This window comes from Candidatus Kuenenia sp. (assembly GCF_027493735.1).
Classification (GTDB): domain Bacteria; phylum Planctomycetota; class Brocadiia; order Brocadiales; family Brocadiaceae; genus Kuenenia; species Kuenenia stuttgartiensis_A.
The window spans coordinates 1-17,989 of the sequence record NZ_JAOSKF010000011.1 but is presented as its reverse complement, the minus strand read 5'-3'; the positions used below and the strand labels follow the sequence as shown (position 1 = coordinate 17,989).

The following is a 17,989-nucleotide window of genomic DNA, read 5'->3' as shown; positions in this document are numbered from 1 at the left end:
TGTTATCGCTTTTTGCCAATCTTGGTAGTGGAAAATACTGATTTTCGCATTGCGAAAATCGTTTGCAGGATTTAGGTATTAGAAAATCCGGGGTTCTTTATGAAGGTTTGCAATAAAATTGGCAAGCCGATAGAACTTGGTATGAGTAAATTACCAGCAAAGGCACAGAAGGTGATTGAAAAAGCAGTAAAAGCTAGTCTTGAACGAGCGCTCAAAGCTGCTGTGTTTACCCTGAATACATCGGAAAATACTAAACCATCAAATTGGCGGCATCGTATTGCTGTAATAGTTACTGGCGCAGTGGGTGGTGCTTTCACTTGGATAGCGCTGCCATTCGAATTGCCAATATCTACAGTCATTATGCTCCGTTCCATTGCCGATCATGCGCGGTCACAGGGTTTTGATATTACAGATTATAAAACCCGCATGGAATGTTTAAGCGTCTTTGCTTTAGGATCGGACATAAAACCTGAAAATGTAAATGAATCGTCTTATTATGCAGTAAGAGGCGCACTGGCAAAACTCCTTACCGAAGCGGCAGAATACATTGCGCAAAGGGCAGGGGTTGAGGCAATTACCGAGGAAACAGAAAGGCTGCTTGCCCCGCAAATTGTAAAATTTATTGAGAAAATAGCAACTCGTTACGGTATTGTTGTAACAGAAAAGGCGGCAAGCGTTGCGATACCGTTAATCGGCGCTGCCGGTGGAGCAATAATTAACACGCTCTTTATAAATCATTTTCAGGATGCCGCCAAGGCGCATTTTACTATAAGAAGGCTTGAACATAAATACGGAGGGGAAATTGTCCGAATGGTTTACGAAAAAATGTAACCACCAAAAAACAGCAAAATGGTGGATGTTTTAAAGAAAGTCGAAACTATGTTTCTGGTTGTATCGCTGAATTGCAACTACCACAAGTAAAAGGCAAATGCAAGGTTAATTTAGGTAAATACGAGGAGTTAATAAATGCTAGCGTGAGTTTATCACAAAATAAGGCATGAAGCAACGTAACATAAATACAGTCAATGCGTTAAGCACAACATCAATTGTATACACTGAGTCCTTGAAGTTTCAGCCGATGTTTGTGGAAATCCATAATGCCTAACGCATTCATCAACAGAGATTCCTTGTCGGACATTTCTTCCAATTTGTAGGTAGCCTTAACTCTCCCTCTGGCCTTTGTTTCTTCAAGCATAGCAGAAAGCCTTATATTATTAAGGGTGTCTAACAGGGTATCTAACGTTCCACTAAATTGTGCGTGCGCTTTTGCCTGATACCACACAATCGCCGCCATTAGGTATCCGAGGACGCAAATAAAAAAATGCACCCTGATTTTCTGATCCGTCCAGTGAAATTGCGGTTTTAAAGCAAGGTGATAGGGGTTCTTGAGATTTCTAAAGGCATGTTCAATTTTTGATTGCCCATAGTAGGCTTTTATAATGTCCGCGGTATCCCAATCGTGATGGTCTGTCATAAGAATCCTGAACCCCAGTTCCCCTTCTATTTCTTCGAGCTTTTTCTGGTCGATTGAAAAATTCAATTGAAACTTGCCTTCAGATACCTCTTTTAACGACCAATCGATAACATCCTTCGCAAATTGACATTTCACTACACTTCTTATCGTATCCTCCAGACCCTCTTTGTCCCGCATCTTTCCCTTTGGATTACACAGATGCTGCTGTAAGAGCTTTAACTGATGTTCTGCCTTTTCCAGAGACTGAGACATTCCCCTTAATTGCCCAACCTTTAATTTCTCGGAAATAAATACGACAACGGTTCTTTCCTGCCCCCAAATAACCCGTTTGTCATGGTACACCTGTATCTTACTGCCGTCAACGTCATATTCCCTGAAATTACACATGGCATCCCCTACCAACTGCTTGTGATGATACGGTGTAAGCGCTCCAACGTAATGCAATGCCAATCTCTCTACAATAGCCATATTGTCCATGGAATTGTTTCCACGATCAAAAACAATAGTGTGCTTTTTGCTGTCGAAACCTAATCCGGTCATCCTGTCTTTTATCGTCTCAAGAACCGCGCTGAACACCTTTGCATCCGCCATGTTCCCCTGATAGGTATGGTGAAACAACGGTATCATGTCGTTACGTGTAACGACCATCGCCAACCCGACCTGCCTGAGATCGTATCGCTTTTGTTTGTTTTTCCCCCGCCGGGCAATAGTGCATCGCAGATTAGTTGTGTCGATATACGTGAAAAAATTGGTTGTATCAAAAAACAGTGTGTCGCTTTGAAGGTTGTATGTTTTAAATGTCTTTTCAATTAATTCGCGCTCGATTTCTGCAATGGATTCTTCAGGAAGTGCATCCATCAAATCCCAGAAATGCTGACTGTCTATTTTACTCAAGCTGTGTCTGAGTAAGTATTCGGCAGTAGTCGTCTTTGCCCAATCCCACCATCCTCTTTTGCTGGTAGGCACACACACTCTCCCCACGGCACCCAACAAGAGGGTACTTCCGGCGGTCAGATTATTTCGAACAGGTTTTTTAGCACAATACTGCCGTGGCGACTTTATATATTTATTAATCACGGAAGGGACGTCCAGGGCATTGGCCACACTTAGCAATGCGGCTACCGCGCCATGTGAATAAGATTTGAGCCGTAATTTTTCGGTAAGACCTTGCAGTTGTTTTAATAAATCGTCTGCCTTGCCAAGATAGGCCAGGACGATGGGCCTGGGCTTGCCGTTAACGCGCCGCGATTCGACAATATACCAATATTTATAACCTCTGGAGTTTTTAGATTGAATGGTAGCCATGGCTATTAGTTGTTAGTGTATACGTAATAGATTAATACTCCGTGTATAATAGTATATACAGGCATATAATGCAATATAAATATAGTATTATTCAGTGTATACATAATTTTTTAGACAAAAAAAGTCGCAACCCGATACAAATCATTGGATTGCAACTTGATGTCTTTGTCTTACACCTTATTTCGTGATAAACTCACGCTAGAACATTATGAGCAGAAAAAACAGGCAGTTTTAGATTTGGCAGATATTTATTTGAAAGATCGGCCGGAGACTAAAGACGTTGGTTTCCATGCAATGAAAAAAATTTAGAAGATAGCAAATATATTTTAGCCGTTGTTGGTGAAGTAAAGGCGGGCAAATCAACGTTTATAAATGCCTTACTGAAAGAAGAAGTGTTACCAAGCGGTGTCTTGCAAAATACAAAGGCAATTATTGAAATTGAAAAACCCAAAGAAGACGAAAACGGAAGAAAGTATATTAAGGTTGTCTGGGGTAATAAAGATAATGAAGGTAAAAACGTAGAAACTATTTTTGAATCGGAAAACAAAGAAGACCTTAATAATGAGCTTAAAAAGATCGCTGCTGTGGACACAAAATACAGGGATATACCGACTACTGTTATTGATGGCTATTTACTTAATGACATAGCAGAGATACCAATAGAAGCATTAGAAAGAGAAGGGGAATATTCCTCCTTAACAGGAAAGGAAAGCCTTATAAAAAGTTATATAGAAGAATACAAAGATAAGTCAAAAATACCTGTGGAAATCCATTTTGTATATCCATTGCAGTACTCTTTCAGCGATTTGGTAGTAGTAGATAGCCCTGGGGTAAATGCAAGAGGTGGAATACAAAGAAGAACCAGGGAATCCATTTATAGAGCGAATGCAATAATATTTGTCCGGTCGCTTGAAACACCGGCAGAACACACATCTTTTCGTGAATTTTACAGAGAAGTAATTCCTGACAGACCAAAGGAAACACTGTTTCTGGTCTTTACTAAAGCACAAGATAAAGACGAGCTTGATTTAAAAAAAGATGAAATCAGAGAAGACATATCTGAAATATCTGAAGAAAAAATCATTGGTGTTGATAGCCTATGCAGATTATTGCAATTTGAATTAGAAAAATATAAAACTCCAGACGAATTAATTGATACTTATAAAAAACAGAAGACTGAACTATCTGAACAGTTAAATAAAGCCAGCAATGATACAAAAAAAGAATTAAGGGAAAAAATTGTTGTAATAAATAATAAATTGAAAATCCTTGAAAGTATTCCCTTTAAAGAAAACAAAAAACAATATTCAGATGAGTTAAAAAAGATGTCAAATTTTGACAAAATGGAGGAAATCATTGAAAAGTTTTCTACCCAAGCTCCACTCCAACAATTACAAGAGATTTTAGAAAGTATTAAAGAAGGCTACAAATCTCAAAGTGAAATATTAAAAGAAAATATAAAACTTAAAGGAATGAAAATAGAAGAGCCTCAAAAATTGGAAATAAAAATCAAAGAGCTAATGGATGCCCTTAAAGAATACGAATATGATAAAGGGGAATTTGTACGAAAATTGGGATATAAATACGGCGGAGAACAAGCCTTATATATGGATAACATCAAAAAAATTAAAGAATCTGTAGACAATATTTTATTACAGGATTCCGAGGATAAAATTTTCAAAGAGTGTGAAAATATAGAAAACATGATACGGACAGTGACAGATAAAGTGGTAGAAGAAATATCTGATGAAGTATTAAATTACTTCAATGAGAAAAAAGTCGAATTTAAAGAGAAATATGATATTACCATTCCAACCGTTAATGTAAATACGTTAAAAACCGCTGCAATGGAAAGTTCTTACGATGAAAGAGATGATTATAAAGATGAGAAAAAGACACAGTTAGAAAGAAAATGGTATACTTTATGGGTTTATCGACACACAAGAGAATACTTTGAGAAAGTTAAAACTGGTACTATTAAGGTATTCAATAATGCAAAATATTTGGAAAAATTAAAAAAAGAATTAAAAGATGAAAATTGGAAACGAGTAGACAATTTACAAAAGGAGCATATTAAGCCTATTGTCAATAAATATTGCGAATCAGTTATAAGAGAGACTGACAACCTTATTGAAGAAAGAAAAAAAAGCCTAAACGAACTATTAGAAGAAAGCAAAACGAATGATCGACATATAAAAGATATTAAGAAATTAAAAAAAAGTTAGAAGATATAGGAAGTGATAAAGAAGGTGAAGAAAAAGGGAAACTGAAAGAAGTAAAAAATCAAATATCTATCATATCAGGGAAAGGAGAAACCTTAAAATGATTTTAAAAACGGGGACTCAAAAAATTTATTCGGTAGTTGATAATGCCTTTACGGAACTTCAAGCAGATATTAAAAGAAGGTACAATCTTAATGGCAATTACAGCATTGACGAGGTGAAAAATCAAATCGTTGATGGTTTGTCTGGTATGATTGCATCAAGAACGAATGCACTTCTTGATACACTACGGAATTTACTCCTGGATGATGCCGCAACCTACCTTAAAAAAGCGCCTATAGACACAAGAAATAATTTTTATAAAAAGGGTTTTAAAGAAATGATTGAGAGATCATTTCAATTCAAGTCAGATAATTTAATTTGTTCTCATGACCCAAGGGTTCTGGGCAGTTGTATTACCGGGGTAGTACATTATTAGCGGGTGGTTTAATTGCATTCTTTATTTTTTCGGGTCTTTGGCCAAAGGTAATTGCAGGAATTGTTGCCCTCGCACTATCTGGCACAACAGCAGGTATTGCTTACAAAAGAATGCTGCCAAAGGCACGGGAACAATTTGAAAAAGACATTGAATCATTTCTCAGTGCAACGAAGAAACAGTTGATAGAAGAATTTGATCATTTAACAAACAAATTTTTTAGTGAATTCGAGATGTTTTGCAAAAACGAAGGTTTTGGGGGGATAGATCAATGACGGAAGAAACAATCGTAAAAAATAAAGAAACGGTTAAGGAAATTGAAAGTTTGTTTGAAAATATACTTCCTTGGTCACCACTATCGATTGATAGCACAATTAATAACAAATTGGAAGAAACACCTTTTTTGGGCGGAATCTATTTCTTTCCAATCTATGAAATTACAATAGCAAACAATAGAGAAGACATACCGGAATTAATCAGGAAACGATTTCTCAATATTCTGGCAGCATCCTACAAATCACAAAATAGCGTCATAACAGTGTTCAAGGGAGAAAAAGACAAATTACAGGTATATATTGGTTTCCAACTCAACACCCATAGTGGAATAAATACTACAAAACCAGAAGTTTTCCAAAGTATAGTAGAAGGCGTCATTCCAGGCTCAAAAACAAAGCTAGACCGAACAATAAACCTTCCTGATATGATTTCGGATAAAAAATATGGCGGTATCATTTCTGGAATCCCTACCATAAAAATTGAGGATGAAAAGCAACATTTCAATATCTCCTCTGTAATTCGTAGTCTCTATGGCGAAGAATTTGTTCTGGCAATTATTTCAAAGCCTATTTTACCAGATGAATTATCCCAACAGTTTTTAAATGTATTAAAGGCAAGAGATGTTTGCCACCAATTTGCTGTTCAAACGAAAGGTTCGGAAGGTGGAGGAAGTAGAGGCGAGCAAAAGTCTGAGACGATAACAGAAAGTAAAACACTTGCTGAAGGTTTAATTGCGAAGATTGTTGAGAGCGTAAAGGTTTTGCGCAACAAGGATAGTACACATAATGAAGAAGGTTTTTGGGCAGGTTTAATTTATAGTTATAGCAAACAAAAATCAGGATGCGAACAAACTGGAAAAAGTTTTGAAGAACACTGGGGACAAACGTTGAATAAAGAAATTCAAGATGGTATGGCAAAAGAGTTAGAACAAATATCAGATAATTACCTAAAAAGGCTAAAAAAAGGTATGAATGTAGGTTTCTGGGAAACGTCAATTACATTTGCTACTGCAACTACAGAAGGGAGAGACAAGCTGGCAGGCAGCTTTTTGGGGGAATTGGGAAAACCAACAGATGAAAATTTCCCTGCACAATCTATCTTTGCCTCTATTGACAAAAACAAGATTCTCTTAATACCAAAGGTTGACAATATCAGTCAGATATTCCCAAAAAGTTTGTGTTCCTATATTACAAGCGAAGAACTGGCACAAATTGCTTCTCCGCCCATTGAATCACTGCCTGGCTATGAGATAAGAAGGATTCCAAATCTTAGCATGACAGATACACAACTAGATACTGCACAACAGCATATTGAAATTGGCAAAATATGTGACTTTGGGAAACCAATACCTGCCTCATCATTTAATATCACACAGAAAGACTTTTCCAAACACATATTTATTTGTGGATTAACTGGTAGTGGAAAATCAAACACGGCAAGGCAATTAATTAAAAATATTGACGTGCCCTTTTTACTTCTTGAATCCGCGAAAAGAGATTACCGACAACTCCTAAGAAATAGAAAATTTAAAAATATCCTCAGAATATATACCATCGGAGATACGACAGTTTCTCCTATTCAATTTAATCCATTTTATATAATCCCTGGTGTCTCTCCAACTACCCATATTGACTACTTGAAAGCCATTTTTAATGCAAGCTTTTCAATGTATGGTCCTATGCCTCATATTGTAGAAAAATGTTTACACACTATTTATCAAAAGAAGGGATGGAATTTAACGAAAGGCACTCATCCCTTTCTATTTAAAGAAGGAGAGCCTTTAAGAAACAAAGAAAACGTTTCATTATATAAACATGATGAGGCAAAATTTTGTTTTCCCACGTTAAATGACCTGAAAGAAGAAGTTGAGCTTTATGTGAGCGAATCAAAGTACAGAGGGGAGTTGAAAGATAATATACAAGCTGCCATTATTACGCGATTGGAGAGCCTTTGTGTAGGCGCTAAGGGTGTCATGTTTAATACATTAATGCCTCCGAATATTCAAAACCTGCTTGCGTACCCCGCAATTTTTGAGTTAGAACCATTGTCCGATGACGATGATAAGGCATTTTTAGTTGGGCTAATGCTGGTATTTATCACTGAATACAGACAATTAACAAATCCTGCCACAAGTCCAATTGTTAAAAAAAGAGGGCTGGAACATCTGTTGATTATAGAGGAGGCGCATAGATTATTAAAGAATGTAAACACTGAACGCCAAATGGAAATGGTTGGCAACCCAAAAGGCAAAGCTGTTGAAACATTTTGCAATGTCATAGCGGAAATGCGCGCTCTGGGCCAGGGAGTTATTGTTGTAGAACAAATACCTACAAAAATAGCGCCTGATGTTATAAAAAACACTAACACTAAAATAGTCCACCGGTTGGTTTCAAAAGACGATCAAACATTACTGGCAGGTTCATTGAACCAATCGGATGAAGATGCACTTTATTTAGGTTCATTAAAGACAGGACATGCCTTATGTCACAAAGAAGGAATGGACAAACCCATTGAGGTAGAAATTAATTATTCAGATGATTCATGGCAAGTAAGTAATGAAAATGTGAAAAGTTTAGCACAGAATAAACAGTTATTACCGCAAGATATTTATCTGGAATTAAATGACTTTAAGTCTTGCGTTGGTAAGGCGGGTAAAGAAATTGTTTTTAAATTTTTAAATTCTCTTCTTACTTTAAACGATGATGAATTTAATCATCTTCTTGCGAAAGTTCAAGGTGAATTAAAAAAGCTTTGTGTGGAGAACAACTATATCAACTATTTTGGTACAGATACAATACAACATTTTATCGTCCATCAAATCACTGAAATATTTTCACGTGGAGTTTACTGTATTGGATGGAAGTTTCCAACGGGGCTGATAAGTATTGCAAAAGAATTAATTAAAGAGGAAAAACATGACTCGTTAGAAAGGCTAAAAGAGTTAATAGCCAATTATTGGAATGTAAAAAATACGAAAGAAGGTATTTGTGAAATTATTACAAAATTGGTACGCAAATATCATATTGACAAAAAACTAAATCATTTTGATAGTTTCGTCTTGGAGAGGATTATAAAAGACTATTTTCTTATAGTAGATAATTCAATATGTAATGCGATTCTATATCATGTAATGCAATAATAAAATCGGAGGACCAATTAATGATGGAACCTATTTCAGCAAGTGCTATGGCACATGCTGCCAAAGAAATGGCGGTTAGAGAAATTCCAAAGGAGGCTACAGAAACAGGTTTAAAAGAGTCTGTACTCAGCGAGCAATTGGATATTATTAAAAACAATTCTCTGGAGTCTTTAGAGGCACAAGATGAGGCATTTTCTCAAAGACTCAAAGAATACAAAACGCAAGTTGAGATTAATTACGAAATGGGAGATTTCAGAGAGAAAAATGTTTTTAGTGAATTAAAAGAAAATTATCCTGAAAAAGATGGTTACAAAATTTTCCCAGAACGCTATCTATGCGATAAAGAAGGTAAAATCGTCAGGGATACGGTTTCAAGAGAAGCAAGGAGAATTGATTTCTTGATAGGAACAGATAGAGAAATCATGAAGTCTATCGAAGTTACATCTGAAAAAGCTCCAAAGGAAATGCAATTAGCAAAAGAAGAACGAATTCGTGAACAAGGAGGGAATTATATAAGATTGCCTGAAACAGGTGAACTAATAATATTTCCATCAAATATAAAAACCGAAATTTGGCGGAGGGCTTAAAATGAAAAAAATAAAAGTTTATGACAAAGTAAAATGGCATTATCCAGAGGGCAAAAATTGTACTGATCTGGACTCTGCAAAAACTCATTTTAAAATCATTATGGAATGGTTAAACAAAAATAACCTTTTAACACCATACGGTAGAGAGATATATGAAATCGGAATAGATAGTGATTTTTCTTTGACGTCAGAAATGGTAAATGAACAAGGCAATTTGATTTTGCAAAAATGCTATAAGATCTGGCTCAAGATGATTGATTATAAGAAACGTCCTGATGTAGCAGTTTTTGAGGGATGCCTTAGAGATGTAATGGAAGATAAGAATATGGAGCTAGATATATTAATTCGAATAGTAATCAAAAAAAAAGAATTTGAAAAAAGAATTGGCAAGAAACCTACAAGGTTGTATCTCACCTCAAGTGATGAACAGGACATAACAGCGTTGCCTGCAACAAAAATTGGAGAATTAGCCGGTTTTTTTGCTCAATATGGGGCAAAAGAAGCAATTAAGAGAACTGGAAATAAATTTAAAGAAATGGAAGTTATTTGGGATTCTCCGGAGTTTAAAGTTGAATAATATATCAATGACGTTATATAGCGCATATATTAATAAAATCAAAGGAGTCTAAAATGACAAAATTTGAAGAACTGTGTAATTCATATCGCCTATCAAGAAAAAAATATTTCGATTATAAAAACGAGTGTGTTAATTTTGCTGAAAAATTAGTCAATGGGATGATTGATCATTTTGAATGTCCTAAAGAACAAATAAAGTACTTTTCTCCCAAAGACCAAGTTATACCTGATAATGATTCTTTTCAATCGCTAAGAGGTGTAATGACTTTAGAGGACGATACCTTCTGGCATTTTCGGATTGGGCTCACCTTATATGAATCGCATGAGATAATAACACCACGCGAAATAGTAACAATTCACATCCTTCTTAAGAAAATTAATGAACGTTTTATTGTCAAAATTAATACTTTTGAGGAAAAATTTGAGATTAATGGGAATAGTCCAGAGGATTTTGAAAAATTTTATGAATTTATATTCAACAAAATTAAAGAAGATTATGAAAAAGACTTTGAAATTTTCTCTGAAGGAGAAAAAGATACTGTAAGAAAAATTGGTTTTAAATGATAATATGAGGAAAGACTTAGGGGAGACTTGGGGTCGCATCTTAAATATTAAGCCAGGTTGGATTGAGGCACAACTCGAAGAGAAAGCAAGAATCACAGGAAATTTAAAACCCGGTATTCTTGTATTTTCTGTCTTCCTCAGATTAGGAGAATAAAATCAATGCCCACAATCTTATACATAAATGGTTGGAGGATTTACTTTTTTGCAAACGAAAGCAATGAGTCTATTCATGTGCATTGCCAGAAATCAGAGAAAAGATGCAAATACTGGCTTGATAAAGAGCTTTTGAAATCGAAGAGGCGCATAGTTATAATATGAATAATAAAGACAAACGAATCGTGCGTAAAATTATTTTTGAACATTTCGACTACATCGTTGAGCAATGGGAGAAATTTGAAGAAAGGAAATGGTAATGGAAAAAGCTCATATAGTGGAAAACCTTGAAATCACCGCAGATGAAATTCGTATGAAGATAGACGGAAAACAACATTCGTTTAAGATAGCCGAGATATCGCAACGGCTGAAAAAAGCAACACAGAAAGAGCGAGAATACTTCGAGATATGCCCTACCGGGTACGGCATACATTGGCCGCTTATTGACGAAGATCTGTCAATTGACGGACTCCTTGGCATAAAGCACATACCGAAAAGGCTGAAAACAAAAGAAACTACGGTAAAATAACAGGGTATTCCGTCAGGCAGACAGGATTTCGGACGGCGGAATTCTGATTGCAGATGGTTTTAATTCTGAAGGTGTATAAAGAAAAAGAATGCGCAAAGCAAGACAGGATGATATGCAGGGAAAAGGAAAAGACTGGAAATTCCTCTGGGAAGAACTATGCATAAAATAACGTTTTTACCCGATGCCGAGGATACTTTTAAAAAATAAGATAAACCTGCAACACAGGACTGGGGGGCAAAACTGAGGGGAATTAGGGTACACATCCCATATTTTTTAGGGATGTGTACCTATAATTTACTTTTATAAGAATCTTTTGGTAAAAGGAGTCTCAAATGATAGATGTAAAACAAGCCAGCAAATTAGCTATAGAATATTTCACGACTTTATTTGAAAATAAGTATAGTAATTTAACCCTTGAAGAGGTAGAGGTCTCGGGAGATGGTAAATATTGGTATATAACACTTGGTTACGATATAGACAAACCTTTTTCTGTCACACTTCCTCTTAGAAAGACAGGGAGAGAATATAAGCGTTTCAAGATAGATGTTGAATCAGGCAAAGTCTTATCAATGCAAATTAGAAAACCTGACCAAATTCAGAACTTCTGATCCGTGGAATTCTGTTTGATGCCAAATTGCAAGAAGTGCAGTCGCTCACACGTATCCATGTTGCTTATTTTCCTGTATGTATGCACCACACAAGCAGATTCGGCGGACAATACTCCTTTTTTATGAAAATAGGGATCACATCATTTTCCAATCAGCAAGGAAACGACTTCTTTCTGTCTATCACATATCTAACTATAATTGTTAGACTTGGATGTTTTTTACTGAAAAATACATTTCAGGAGTTTTGAATTTATGGATTATATAAAAATTTTTAATAAATATCGTAATAAAGGCGTGCTGATAGATTCAAATCTCCTTATATTATTTTTTGTCGGCACATATAATCAATCGACCATTCAATGTTTTAAAAGAACGCAAAAATATAACATCGAAGATTTTGAACTATTAGAGTCCTTTATTAAGTATTTTAAAAAGGTAGTTACTACCCCTAACATTTTGACGGAGGTAAGCAATTTGTGTGGAAAGCTACCAGAGATATTTAAGTTAGAATTTGCTAAACATATTGAACTGTTAGATGAATATTATACTCCCAGTCGCCATATCAGTAAATTAGAACATTTTAAAAAGTACGGTCTTACGGATTCTGGTATTATAAATTTAGTGAAAGGGGAATACCTTGTTTTGTCAGATGATTGGCCACTTGTTAGTTTTATGCAGGTAAAAAATATTGATACAATAAATTTCAATCATTTAAGGTATGTCAATTGGAGTTAAAGGAGAAGATGACCTGAGGGGTCAAATCTCTATTATTGGCGTACCCAGCAAGGTTGGGCTTGAGGCACAAAACCCAACGGTTAAATGTCGCGAACGGCAGTGAAACTGGGACTTTCTTTTTGATGTAACGAGTTTCGCAGGTTGGCCTGAATAATTTGAATCGTTGGGTTTCGCTTCGCTCAACTCAACTCAACACGACTTATTTAACAAAAAATGTATATCGGATATACGTATTAAGAAAATTGCTTGTGGTAAAATGATAAAAAGATGAATCTGGGGTAGACATGACCAGTATCAAAGAGATAAAATTTATCGTAATGTTAACGTCGGAAGACAGATATCGTCATTGTCATATTAGATTCAAAAGACAAGTTATCCGTTTTGCTGTACAATACGAAACCAAATTTTAAGGCAAGTGGCTGCCTGTGGTGAGATATGATACAGAACACGGTTTCGCCCATCGCGATTTATTAGACAAAGAAGGTATAGTAAAAAGCATTTATTTTTATAAAAATCTGTTTTTTTCTTGCATTTGAATTGTTTCTAGAGTATTAAATTCTGCATGAATCCATTTCTCAGTGAAAAAACCCGAATAGAATTTAAAAAAGCACATAAGAAAGAGCCTCATAGACGTCATGCCGACCGAATCAAAGCTATACTTCTTCTTGATTCAGGATGGAGTTATGAAGAAGTAGCAGAAGCGCTCTTGTTAGACGATCAAACAATCAGGAATTACGAAAAACTATACAAAGATAAAGGTTTCGACGGGCTTTTATCTGACAATTATGTTGGCTGTATGCCAAAACTCACTTGCGAACAAGAAGAACAATTAAAAGATCATATCAGGAAAAACAACTATAGCGCGGCAAAAGAAATTGTTGAATATGTAAAACAGACATTCAATAAAATCTATACACCCGAAGGAATGGTACATACCCTCGATAGATTAGGCTTTACTTACAAGAAAACTACAATAGTTCCAGGCAAAGCAAACCCTGAAAAACAAAAAGAATTTATCGAAAACTACAAACAACTCAAAGAAGAGAAAGCCCCTGGAGATAAGATACTTTTTATGGATGGAGTTCATCCACAGCACAATTCTACGTCTGCATATTGCTGGATAGAGAAAGGCAAAAAGAAGGAAATACCCTCTAATACCGGCAGGAAAAGAATAAATTTAAACGGGGCTATTGACATAGAAACCTTTGAAGTAACAATCCGGGAAGATGAAAGCATCAATGCTCAATCAACAATAAAGCTTTTCCATGAAATAGAGTCAAGGTATGCTCAAGCCGGTACTATTTACATAATCTCTGATAATGCTAAATATTACAGGTCTAAGTTGGTCAAAGAATACCTTGCAAATTCGAGAATAAAGATCAAATTTCTCCCTTCCTATTCACCCAATTTAAATCTCATTGAAAGATTATGGAAATTCTTTCGCAAAAAAATATTGTATAACAAGTATTATGATACTTATGAGAAGTTTAAAAACAAATGTTTAAGTTTTTTCAAAAATATTAACGAGTATACAGATGAATTGTCTACTCTTTTAACTGAAAATTTTCAAATTATTGGCGAGCAAATTTCGAAAATCTGATTTGTTTGACTATAATAAGCAAAAAACACCTATATTTGTCAAAGATTATAATGAGGCATTGACTTTTGCTGAGTACGATATTAAATCGAATTGGAAACTGTATAAACAAACCTTCTTAGGAGGTACAGAGTATGAAGGGAAAAAGTAAGGATTTTTTTATGAGGAACTCTGGATTAAGCACAGAGTTTAGTAAATATATTTTAGACCATCCTGAGATGGATGAACTTTTAACAGAAGAAAAAGTAATTATATTTCTGCCAGAATTCGACCCTGAGCTTAAAAAATTTAATCTCACTATGGCAAAAGAGATCGAGGCCGGAGGAGGAAAAGTTACCTATGTGAAAGTAAAGCAGTTATCTCCAAAGGTTCAATCGAGATTAGTTGGAGTAGAAATAGGAGGAGACTTGGGGTCGCATCTTAAATATTAAACCAGGTTGGATGATGTACGACTCGAAGAGAAAGCAAAGCGAAACCCAACCCAACCCAACTCTTAACGTTTGTAAAATATCGCAAATGGTTGTCGCTGGATTTCACCTTGTCCTACTCCACCTTTTGTTCGCAGGTGAGTTTTGGTACACAGCCAACATAATTGTCAGATAAAAGCCCGTCAGAACCTTTATCTTTGTATAGTTTTTCGTAATTCCTGATTGTTTGATCGTCTAACAAGAGCGCCTCTGCTACTTCTTCATAACTCCATCCTGAATCAAGAAGAAGAATTCTTGACATGCACACAGCTTAATCATTTAAAAAACGAGGTATTGGATTGCATTAGTCTTTTACGACAAAGAGCAGAAAAACGCATTGAGCGAATAATTGCCAATTTGCGGAGCGGGAAAATGTTATTTTAATCATCAAATTTAAGGAGTGTAAAACATGAAAGCTTATGAATATTATGCAGAGGTTTTGCCTGATGGGCATTTGTCTATTCCAAAAGGTCTTAAGGATAAACTGAAACCTGATTCAAAGGTAAGAATCATGCTTTTGCTTGATGATGAGGAAACAGCGTGGAATAACTTTGCGATGTCACAGTTTCTGAAAGGTTACTCGGAAAAGGATGCCATATATGACAACCTATAACTTTGGCGAAATTATTCTTGTGAGATTTCCCCATACTGACTTGCAGGACATTTCTAAAATGCCTGCCCTTATTTTATACGATTCGGGGGATCAAGATATTCTCATAGCAAGAATAACAACACAGGAATATACCACTTAACTAAAAAATAGGTATACCAATGCAAACATTTACCGTTACCATAGCCAAGGGGGAAAAGTTTTACATTGCACAGTGCAAGGAACACTCAAATTGTTTTACTCAGGGGAAAACAATAGAGGAGGCCATTCATAATATAAAAGAGGTTATTGAGCTTATACTGGAAATCAAAAAGCCTAAAATAAAGGTGGTATTAAAAGAAGATCTTGTAAATGCCTTGTAAAAAAGGCAAAACAGAGTCAGAGATTGGAACTCGAAATTCTATCACTGAACAAAGACCCCACACACGTCTCTATGCACGGCATCTTGTTGCCTGTTTTTAACGCCTTTACAAACATATACAAACACTACCAAGTAAATTGCTTTTTTATAACATTTCTGCTGTCAAGTAAATTCTAAATTATTTTCGCTGAATAGTTACAAAATATCTACATTGATACCGTCATTGTGAGCGACAGCGAAGCAATCTTAAGTCTTTTGGGAACAAGAGATTGCTTCGTCGCTCCACTCCTCGCAATGACATTTTTTAAGGGAAGTGTCCCTATATTAATTATGCGCCGATATCATTTACAAAAGAAAGAACGAGAAATAAAGGAGTTTGATGAAATACTCGATATTATAAAGAAGGGGAAATACATCACTATAGCAATGTGCAGGAAAAACGAGCCCTACATCGTCACCTTGAGCTATGGTTTTGATAAAACAAAAAACGCTTTTTATCTACACAGTGCATTAAAGGGATTAAAATACGAATTTCTAAGAGAAAATAGCAGTGTATGCGCAACAATAATAGATGATAAAGGTTATATAATTAATGAATGTGCGCATGCATATCGTTCACTTGTAGTATGGGGAAAAATGTGTTTGGTGGGAAAAGGTCTATGGCATGGACATACTTCTTGCACATCTGGAAAATACCCCAGAACAGATTAAAAAAGGGGCATTATCTAACATCCATATTTATAAAACAGTAAGTGGCTGTAAGAATAGAAAGATATATCACCACAAAATTACAACGTCTGATAATGTATATTATGTTGTGTTTATAATGGATTTAAGTCGAAACTACGTTCTTATGGCATATTCGCACCTATTTAAACAAATTCCACTTACTTTGTCTTTTTCTGTGTTTTGGTTGTCTGTTTTGTGTCTATCCTTTTTGCTTTGCGCAATTCACGCAATGCAAGATAGAATTGCCTTTCCAGAGATGATTCATATTTCATTATTTCGCTCATCTTATCTTTTTCTTCAATAATTTTTAATGCCTTTAATTGTTGCAATTCATTTTTTGTTCTCTTCTTAGATGTGAAAAATCCCTGTTCATATTCCTGAATACCGGAAGAGGCATGTTCAATAATCTGCTTCTCTATATTTAGACATCTTTTCATCCGCCATATACTAGAAACTATCCTGTCAGCGAAAAACGACTCAATTTCGTTTGAAGGTTTAAACTCCTTGTCTATAATAGCTCTCAAATCATTAAGGTCGTCAATGTTTTCACCTTCGATTAATATTTCATTACTAAATATATATTTTCTAATTACAGTGCTTTTAGGTACGGAGTCTTGTTCTTTTTCTGTAACTTCTTTTACAACAGTTTTTGTAGTTGGTTTTTTAATGATAGTATCCATAATCTTTTCTACTTTACCTTTACTGCCATTCTTCCTACTTTTTTCCTGCAAAACGTTTTCTTTTAATATTGCCGACATAAATCATCCTCCAAAGTAAAAATTAATATCTATTTTACGTAATAGCATGCCAATACGAAAGATACACACATACAGGAAGTAATATCTCATATTTGCTATTAATATTCAATAAATATTTTATCCCCTAATGCATATATGATCATAACTTATTATATTTCCACGGTATGGAAAAAGATGAAAACTAGTATAGCGTTTTATTAAAATATCTACATTGATACCGTCATTGTGAGCGACAGCGAAGCAATCTTAAGTCTTTTGGAAACAAGAGATTGCTTCGTCTTAACGAAACGATGTAATAGTTGATGCAATTATTCTGTTAGAGATTTCTAAATTAAATTTAACTTTTGTTGACATAAATAGTTATAGCATTTGTGAAATCACATTTTGTGAACTTCTTGAGTATATAATAGATTATATTACATAGGTATTGCATAGTTATCGCCAAAGGTATTATTTATAATATACGTTGCCGGATCTTGATTTACTGATGCACTACGGTTACTATACTACAGTCTGTAATCTGGTTTTAATAATCACTGGACGGGCAATCGTAACTTAATACGGATGCGTCTGACTAATGACGTTTACATTTTACTGGGAAAATGGTTTTTTTATGGAGGGACATGTGAAAAAAAAGGTTGTATTTAGCATATCATTGAGGGATCAGGATAATATTCCCGTACAGATGAAGAACAAATTATTAGATAAATTTAATGAATTTGGCATTGAACCGGTTGATATAGGTTGGAATTTTGGAATAACAGACGCCTCTGACCTGGGATTGACAAAATATTTTACAAAAATAACTTACCAAACCGAGGGTA

21 protein-coding genes are annotated in these 17,989 nt (G+C 35.2%); 18 read left to right on the top strand and 3 right to left on the bottom strand.

Translation table 11 applies throughout. The features are described from left to right. Positions 1–99 precede the first annotated feature (99 nt). Entirely contained in the window at positions 100–831 is a 732-nt protein-coding gene (locus tag M5U24_RS06590; RefSeq protein WP_099326640.1) for an EcsC family protein, read from the top strand. A gap of 211 nt (positions 832–1,042) precedes the next feature. Here the strand turns inward: M5U24_RS06590 and M5U24_RS06585 are convergent, their stop codons facing one another. Continuing rightward, positions 1,043–2,779, bottom strand: coding sequence for an IS1634 family transposase (locus tag M5U24_RS06585; protein ID WP_099323573.1), 1,737 nt, complete (start codon positions 2,777–2,779; stop codon positions 1,043–1,045). Between the two features lie 323 nt (positions 2,780–3,102). Between M5U24_RS06585 and M5U24_RS06580 the strand changes: the two genes are divergently transcribed. From M5U24_RS06580 to M5U24_RS06525, 12 genes are all read left to right on the top strand, one after another. Further along, the gene (locus M5U24_RS06580; protein ID WP_298201914.1) at positions 3,103–5,004 is read left to right on the top strand and encodes a dynamin family protein; all 1,902 of its coding nucleotides are present in this window, start codon (positions 3,103–3,105) and stop codon (positions 5,002–5,004) included. Positions 5,005–5,101: 97 nt separating this feature from the next. Beyond that, on the top strand, positions 5,102–5,479 hold the full coding sequence (locus M5U24_RS06575; protein ID WP_298201911.1) for a hypothetical protein: 378 nt from the start codon (positions 5,102–5,104) through the stop codon (positions 5,477–5,479). Further along, the gene (locus M5U24_RS06570) at positions 5,452–5,751 is read left to right on the top strand and encodes a hypothetical protein (RefSeq protein WP_298201909.1); all 300 of its coding nucleotides are present in this window, start codon (positions 5,452–5,454) and stop codon (positions 5,749–5,751) included. Before M5U24_RS06575 ends, M5U24_RS06570 begins: the two co-directional genes overlap by 28 nt. After that, positions 5,748–8,891: a DUF87 domain-containing protein gene (locus tag M5U24_RS06565; RefSeq protein ID WP_099326643.1), complete on the top strand. Its 3,144-nt coding sequence runs from the start codon at positions 5,748–5,750 to the stop codon at positions 8,889–8,891. Before M5U24_RS06570 ends, M5U24_RS06565 begins: the two co-directional genes overlap by 4 nt. Before the next feature lie 20 nt (positions 8,892–8,911). Further along, positions 8,912–9,478: a hypothetical protein gene (locus tag M5U24_RS06560; RefSeq protein ID WP_099326644.1), complete on the top strand. Its 567-nt coding sequence runs from the start codon at positions 8,912–8,914 to the stop codon at positions 9,476–9,478. A 1-nt stretch (position 9,479) separates the two neighbouring features. After that, positions 9,480–10,055 carry a hypothetical protein gene (locus M5U24_RS06555; protein ID WP_099326645.1) on the top strand — a complete coding sequence of 192 codons (576 nt, stop codon included), beginning with the start codon at positions 9,480–9,482 and terminating at the stop codon, positions 10,053–10,055. A 53-nt stretch (positions 10,056–10,108) separates the two neighbouring features. Further along, complete coding sequence (locus M5U24_RS06550) at positions 10,109–10,618, top strand: hypothetical protein (RefSeq protein WP_099326646.1); 510 nt, start codon at positions 10,109–10,111, stop codon at positions 10,616–10,618. A 412-nt stretch (positions 10,619–11,030) separates the two neighbouring features. Beyond that, positions 11,031–11,300 (top strand): DUF2442 domain-containing protein, encoded by a 270-nt coding sequence (locus M5U24_RS06545; RefSeq protein ID WP_099326648.1) that lies wholly within the window; start codon positions 11,031–11,033, stop codon positions 11,298–11,300. A gap of 332 nt (positions 11,301–11,632) precedes the next feature. Further along, positions 11,633–11,908 (top strand): hypothetical protein, encoded by a 276-nt coding sequence (locus tag M5U24_RS06540; protein ID WP_099326649.1) that lies wholly within the window; start codon positions 11,633–11,635, stop codon positions 11,906–11,908. A gap of 252 nt (positions 11,909–12,160) precedes the next feature. Then, positions 12,161–12,643, top strand: coding sequence for a PIN domain-containing protein (locus M5U24_RS06535; protein ID WP_099326650.1), 483 nt, complete (start codon positions 12,161–12,163; stop codon positions 12,641–12,643). Between the two features lie 562 nt (positions 12,644–13,205). Next, on the top strand, positions 13,206–14,243 hold the full coding sequence (locus tag M5U24_RS06530) for an IS630 family transposase (RefSeq protein ID WP_099326120.1): 1,038 nt from the start codon (positions 13,206–13,208) through the stop codon (positions 14,241–14,243). Between the two features lie 131 nt (positions 14,244–14,374). After that, positions 14,375–14,671 carry a DUF5647 family protein gene (locus M5U24_RS06525; RefSeq protein WP_099326651.1) on the top strand — a complete coding sequence of 99 codons (297 nt, stop codon included), beginning with the start codon at positions 14,375–14,377 and terminating at the stop codon, positions 14,669–14,671. Positions 14,672–14,783: 112 nt separating this feature from the next. On the opposite strand, the gene M5U24_RS06520 is transcribed toward M5U24_RS06525, so the two are convergent. Next, the gene (locus M5U24_RS06520) at positions 14,784–14,969 is read right to left on the bottom strand and encodes a helix-turn-helix domain-containing protein (protein ID WP_099326652.1); all 186 of its coding nucleotides are present in this window, start codon (positions 14,967–14,969) and stop codon (positions 14,784–14,786) included. Between the two features lie 147 nt (positions 14,970–15,116). Here M5U24_RS06520 and M5U24_RS06515 point away from each other — a divergent pair, with 147 nt between their 5' ends. From M5U24_RS06515 to M5U24_RS06500, 4 genes are all read left to right on the top strand, one after another. After that, positions 15,117–15,320: a hypothetical protein gene (locus M5U24_RS06515; RefSeq protein ID WP_099326653.1), complete on the top strand. Its 204-nt coding sequence runs from the start codon at positions 15,117–15,119 to the stop codon at positions 15,318–15,320. Next, on the top strand, positions 15,307–15,459 hold the full coding sequence (locus M5U24_RS06510; RefSeq protein ID WP_172953499.1) for a hypothetical protein: 153 nt from the start codon (positions 15,307–15,309) through the stop codon (positions 15,457–15,459). The genes M5U24_RS06515 and M5U24_RS06510 overlap by 14 nt, the downstream gene beginning before the upstream one ends. Positions 15,460–15,478: 19 nt before the next feature. Continuing rightward, positions 15,479–15,679, top strand: coding sequence for a type II toxin-antitoxin system HicB family antitoxin (locus tag M5U24_RS06505; protein WP_099326654.1), 201 nt, complete (start codon positions 15,479–15,481; stop codon positions 15,677–15,679). A gap of 224 nt (positions 15,680–15,903) precedes the next feature. Beyond that, positions 15,904–16,389 (top strand): pyridoxamine 5'-phosphate oxidase family protein, encoded by a 486-nt coding sequence (locus M5U24_RS06500; RefSeq protein ID WP_197705252.1) that lies wholly within the window; start codon positions 15,904–15,906, stop codon positions 16,387–16,389. 176 nt (positions 16,390–16,565) lie between these two features. Here M5U24_RS06500 and M5U24_RS06495 read toward each other — a convergent pair whose 3' ends face one another. Beyond that, the gene (locus tag M5U24_RS06495; RefSeq protein WP_169703022.1) at positions 16,566–17,165 is read right to left on the bottom strand and encodes a hypothetical protein; all 600 of its coding nucleotides are present in this window, start codon (positions 17,163–17,165) and stop codon (positions 16,566–16,568) included. 625 nt (positions 17,166–17,790) lie between these two features. On the opposite strand from M5U24_RS06495, the gene M5U24_RS06490 reads away from it, so the two are divergent. Beyond that, positions 17,791–17,989 (top strand): hypothetical protein (locus M5U24_RS06490; protein WP_298201904.1); only part of this gene is annotated, 199 nt, incomplete at its 3' end.

Bases quoted from the DNA above. Each gene is read 5' to 3' on its own strand.
- M5U24_RS06590 (WP_099326640.1), top strand. From the start codon at position 100: ATGAAGGTTTGCAATAAAATTGGCAAGCCGATAGAACTTGGTATGAGT.
- M5U24_RS06585 (WP_099323573.1), bottom strand. From the start codon at position 2,779: ATGGCTACCATTCAATCTAAAAACTCCAGAGGTTATAAATATTGGTAT.
- M5U24_RS06575 (WP_298201911.1), top strand. From the start codon at position 5,102: ATGATTTTAAAAACGGGGACTCAAAAAATTTATTCGGTAGTTGATAAT.
- M5U24_RS06565 (WP_099326643.1), top strand. From the start codon at position 5,748: ATGACGGAAGAAACAATCGTAAAAAATAAAGAAACGGTTAAGGAAATT.
- M5U24_RS06560 (WP_099326644.1), top strand. From the start codon at position 8,912: ATGATGGAACCTATTTCAGCAAGTGCTATGGCACATGCTGCCAAAGAA.
- M5U24_RS06555 (WP_099326645.1), top strand. From the start codon at position 9,480: ATGAAAAAAATAAAAGTTTATGACAAAGTAAAATGGCATTATCCAGAG.
- M5U24_RS06550 (WP_099326646.1), top strand. From the start codon at position 10,109: ATGACAAAATTTGAAGAACTGTGTAATTCATATCGCCTATCAAGAAAA.
- M5U24_RS06545 (WP_099326648.1), top strand. From the start codon at position 11,031: ATGGAAAAAGCTCATATAGTGGAAAACCTTGAAATCACCGCAGATGAA.
- M5U24_RS06540 (WP_099326649.1), top strand. From the start codon at position 11,633: ATGATAGATGTAAAACAAGCCAGCAAATTAGCTATAGAATATTTCACG.
- M5U24_RS06535 (WP_099326650.1), top strand. From the start codon at position 12,161: ATGGATTATATAAAAATTTTTAATAAATATCGTAATAAAGGCGTGCTG.
- M5U24_RS06530 (WP_099326120.1), top strand. From the start codon at position 13,206: ATGAATCCATTTCTCAGTGAAAAAACCCGAATAGAATTTAAAAAAGCA.
- M5U24_RS06525 (WP_099326651.1), top strand. From the start codon at position 14,375: ATGAAGGGAAAAAGTAAGGATTTTTTTATGAGGAACTCTGGATTAAGC.
- M5U24_RS06520 (WP_099326652.1), bottom strand. From the start codon at position 14,969: ATGTCAAGAATTCTTCTTCTTGATTCAGGATGGAGTTATGAAGAAGTA.
- M5U24_RS06515 (WP_099326653.1), top strand. From the start codon at position 15,117: ATGAAAGCTTATGAATATTATGCAGAGGTTTTGCCTGATGGGCATTTG.
- M5U24_RS06510 (WP_172953499.1), top strand. From the start codon at position 15,307: ATGACAACCTATAACTTTGGCGAAATTATTCTTGTGAGATTTCCCCAT.
- M5U24_RS06505 (WP_099326654.1), top strand. From the start codon at position 15,479: ATGCAAACATTTACCGTTACCATAGCCAAGGGGGAAAAGTTTTACATT.
- M5U24_RS06495 (WP_169703022.1), bottom strand. From the start codon at position 17,165: ATGTCGGCAATATTAAAAGAAAACGTTTTGCAGGAAAAAAGTAGGAAG.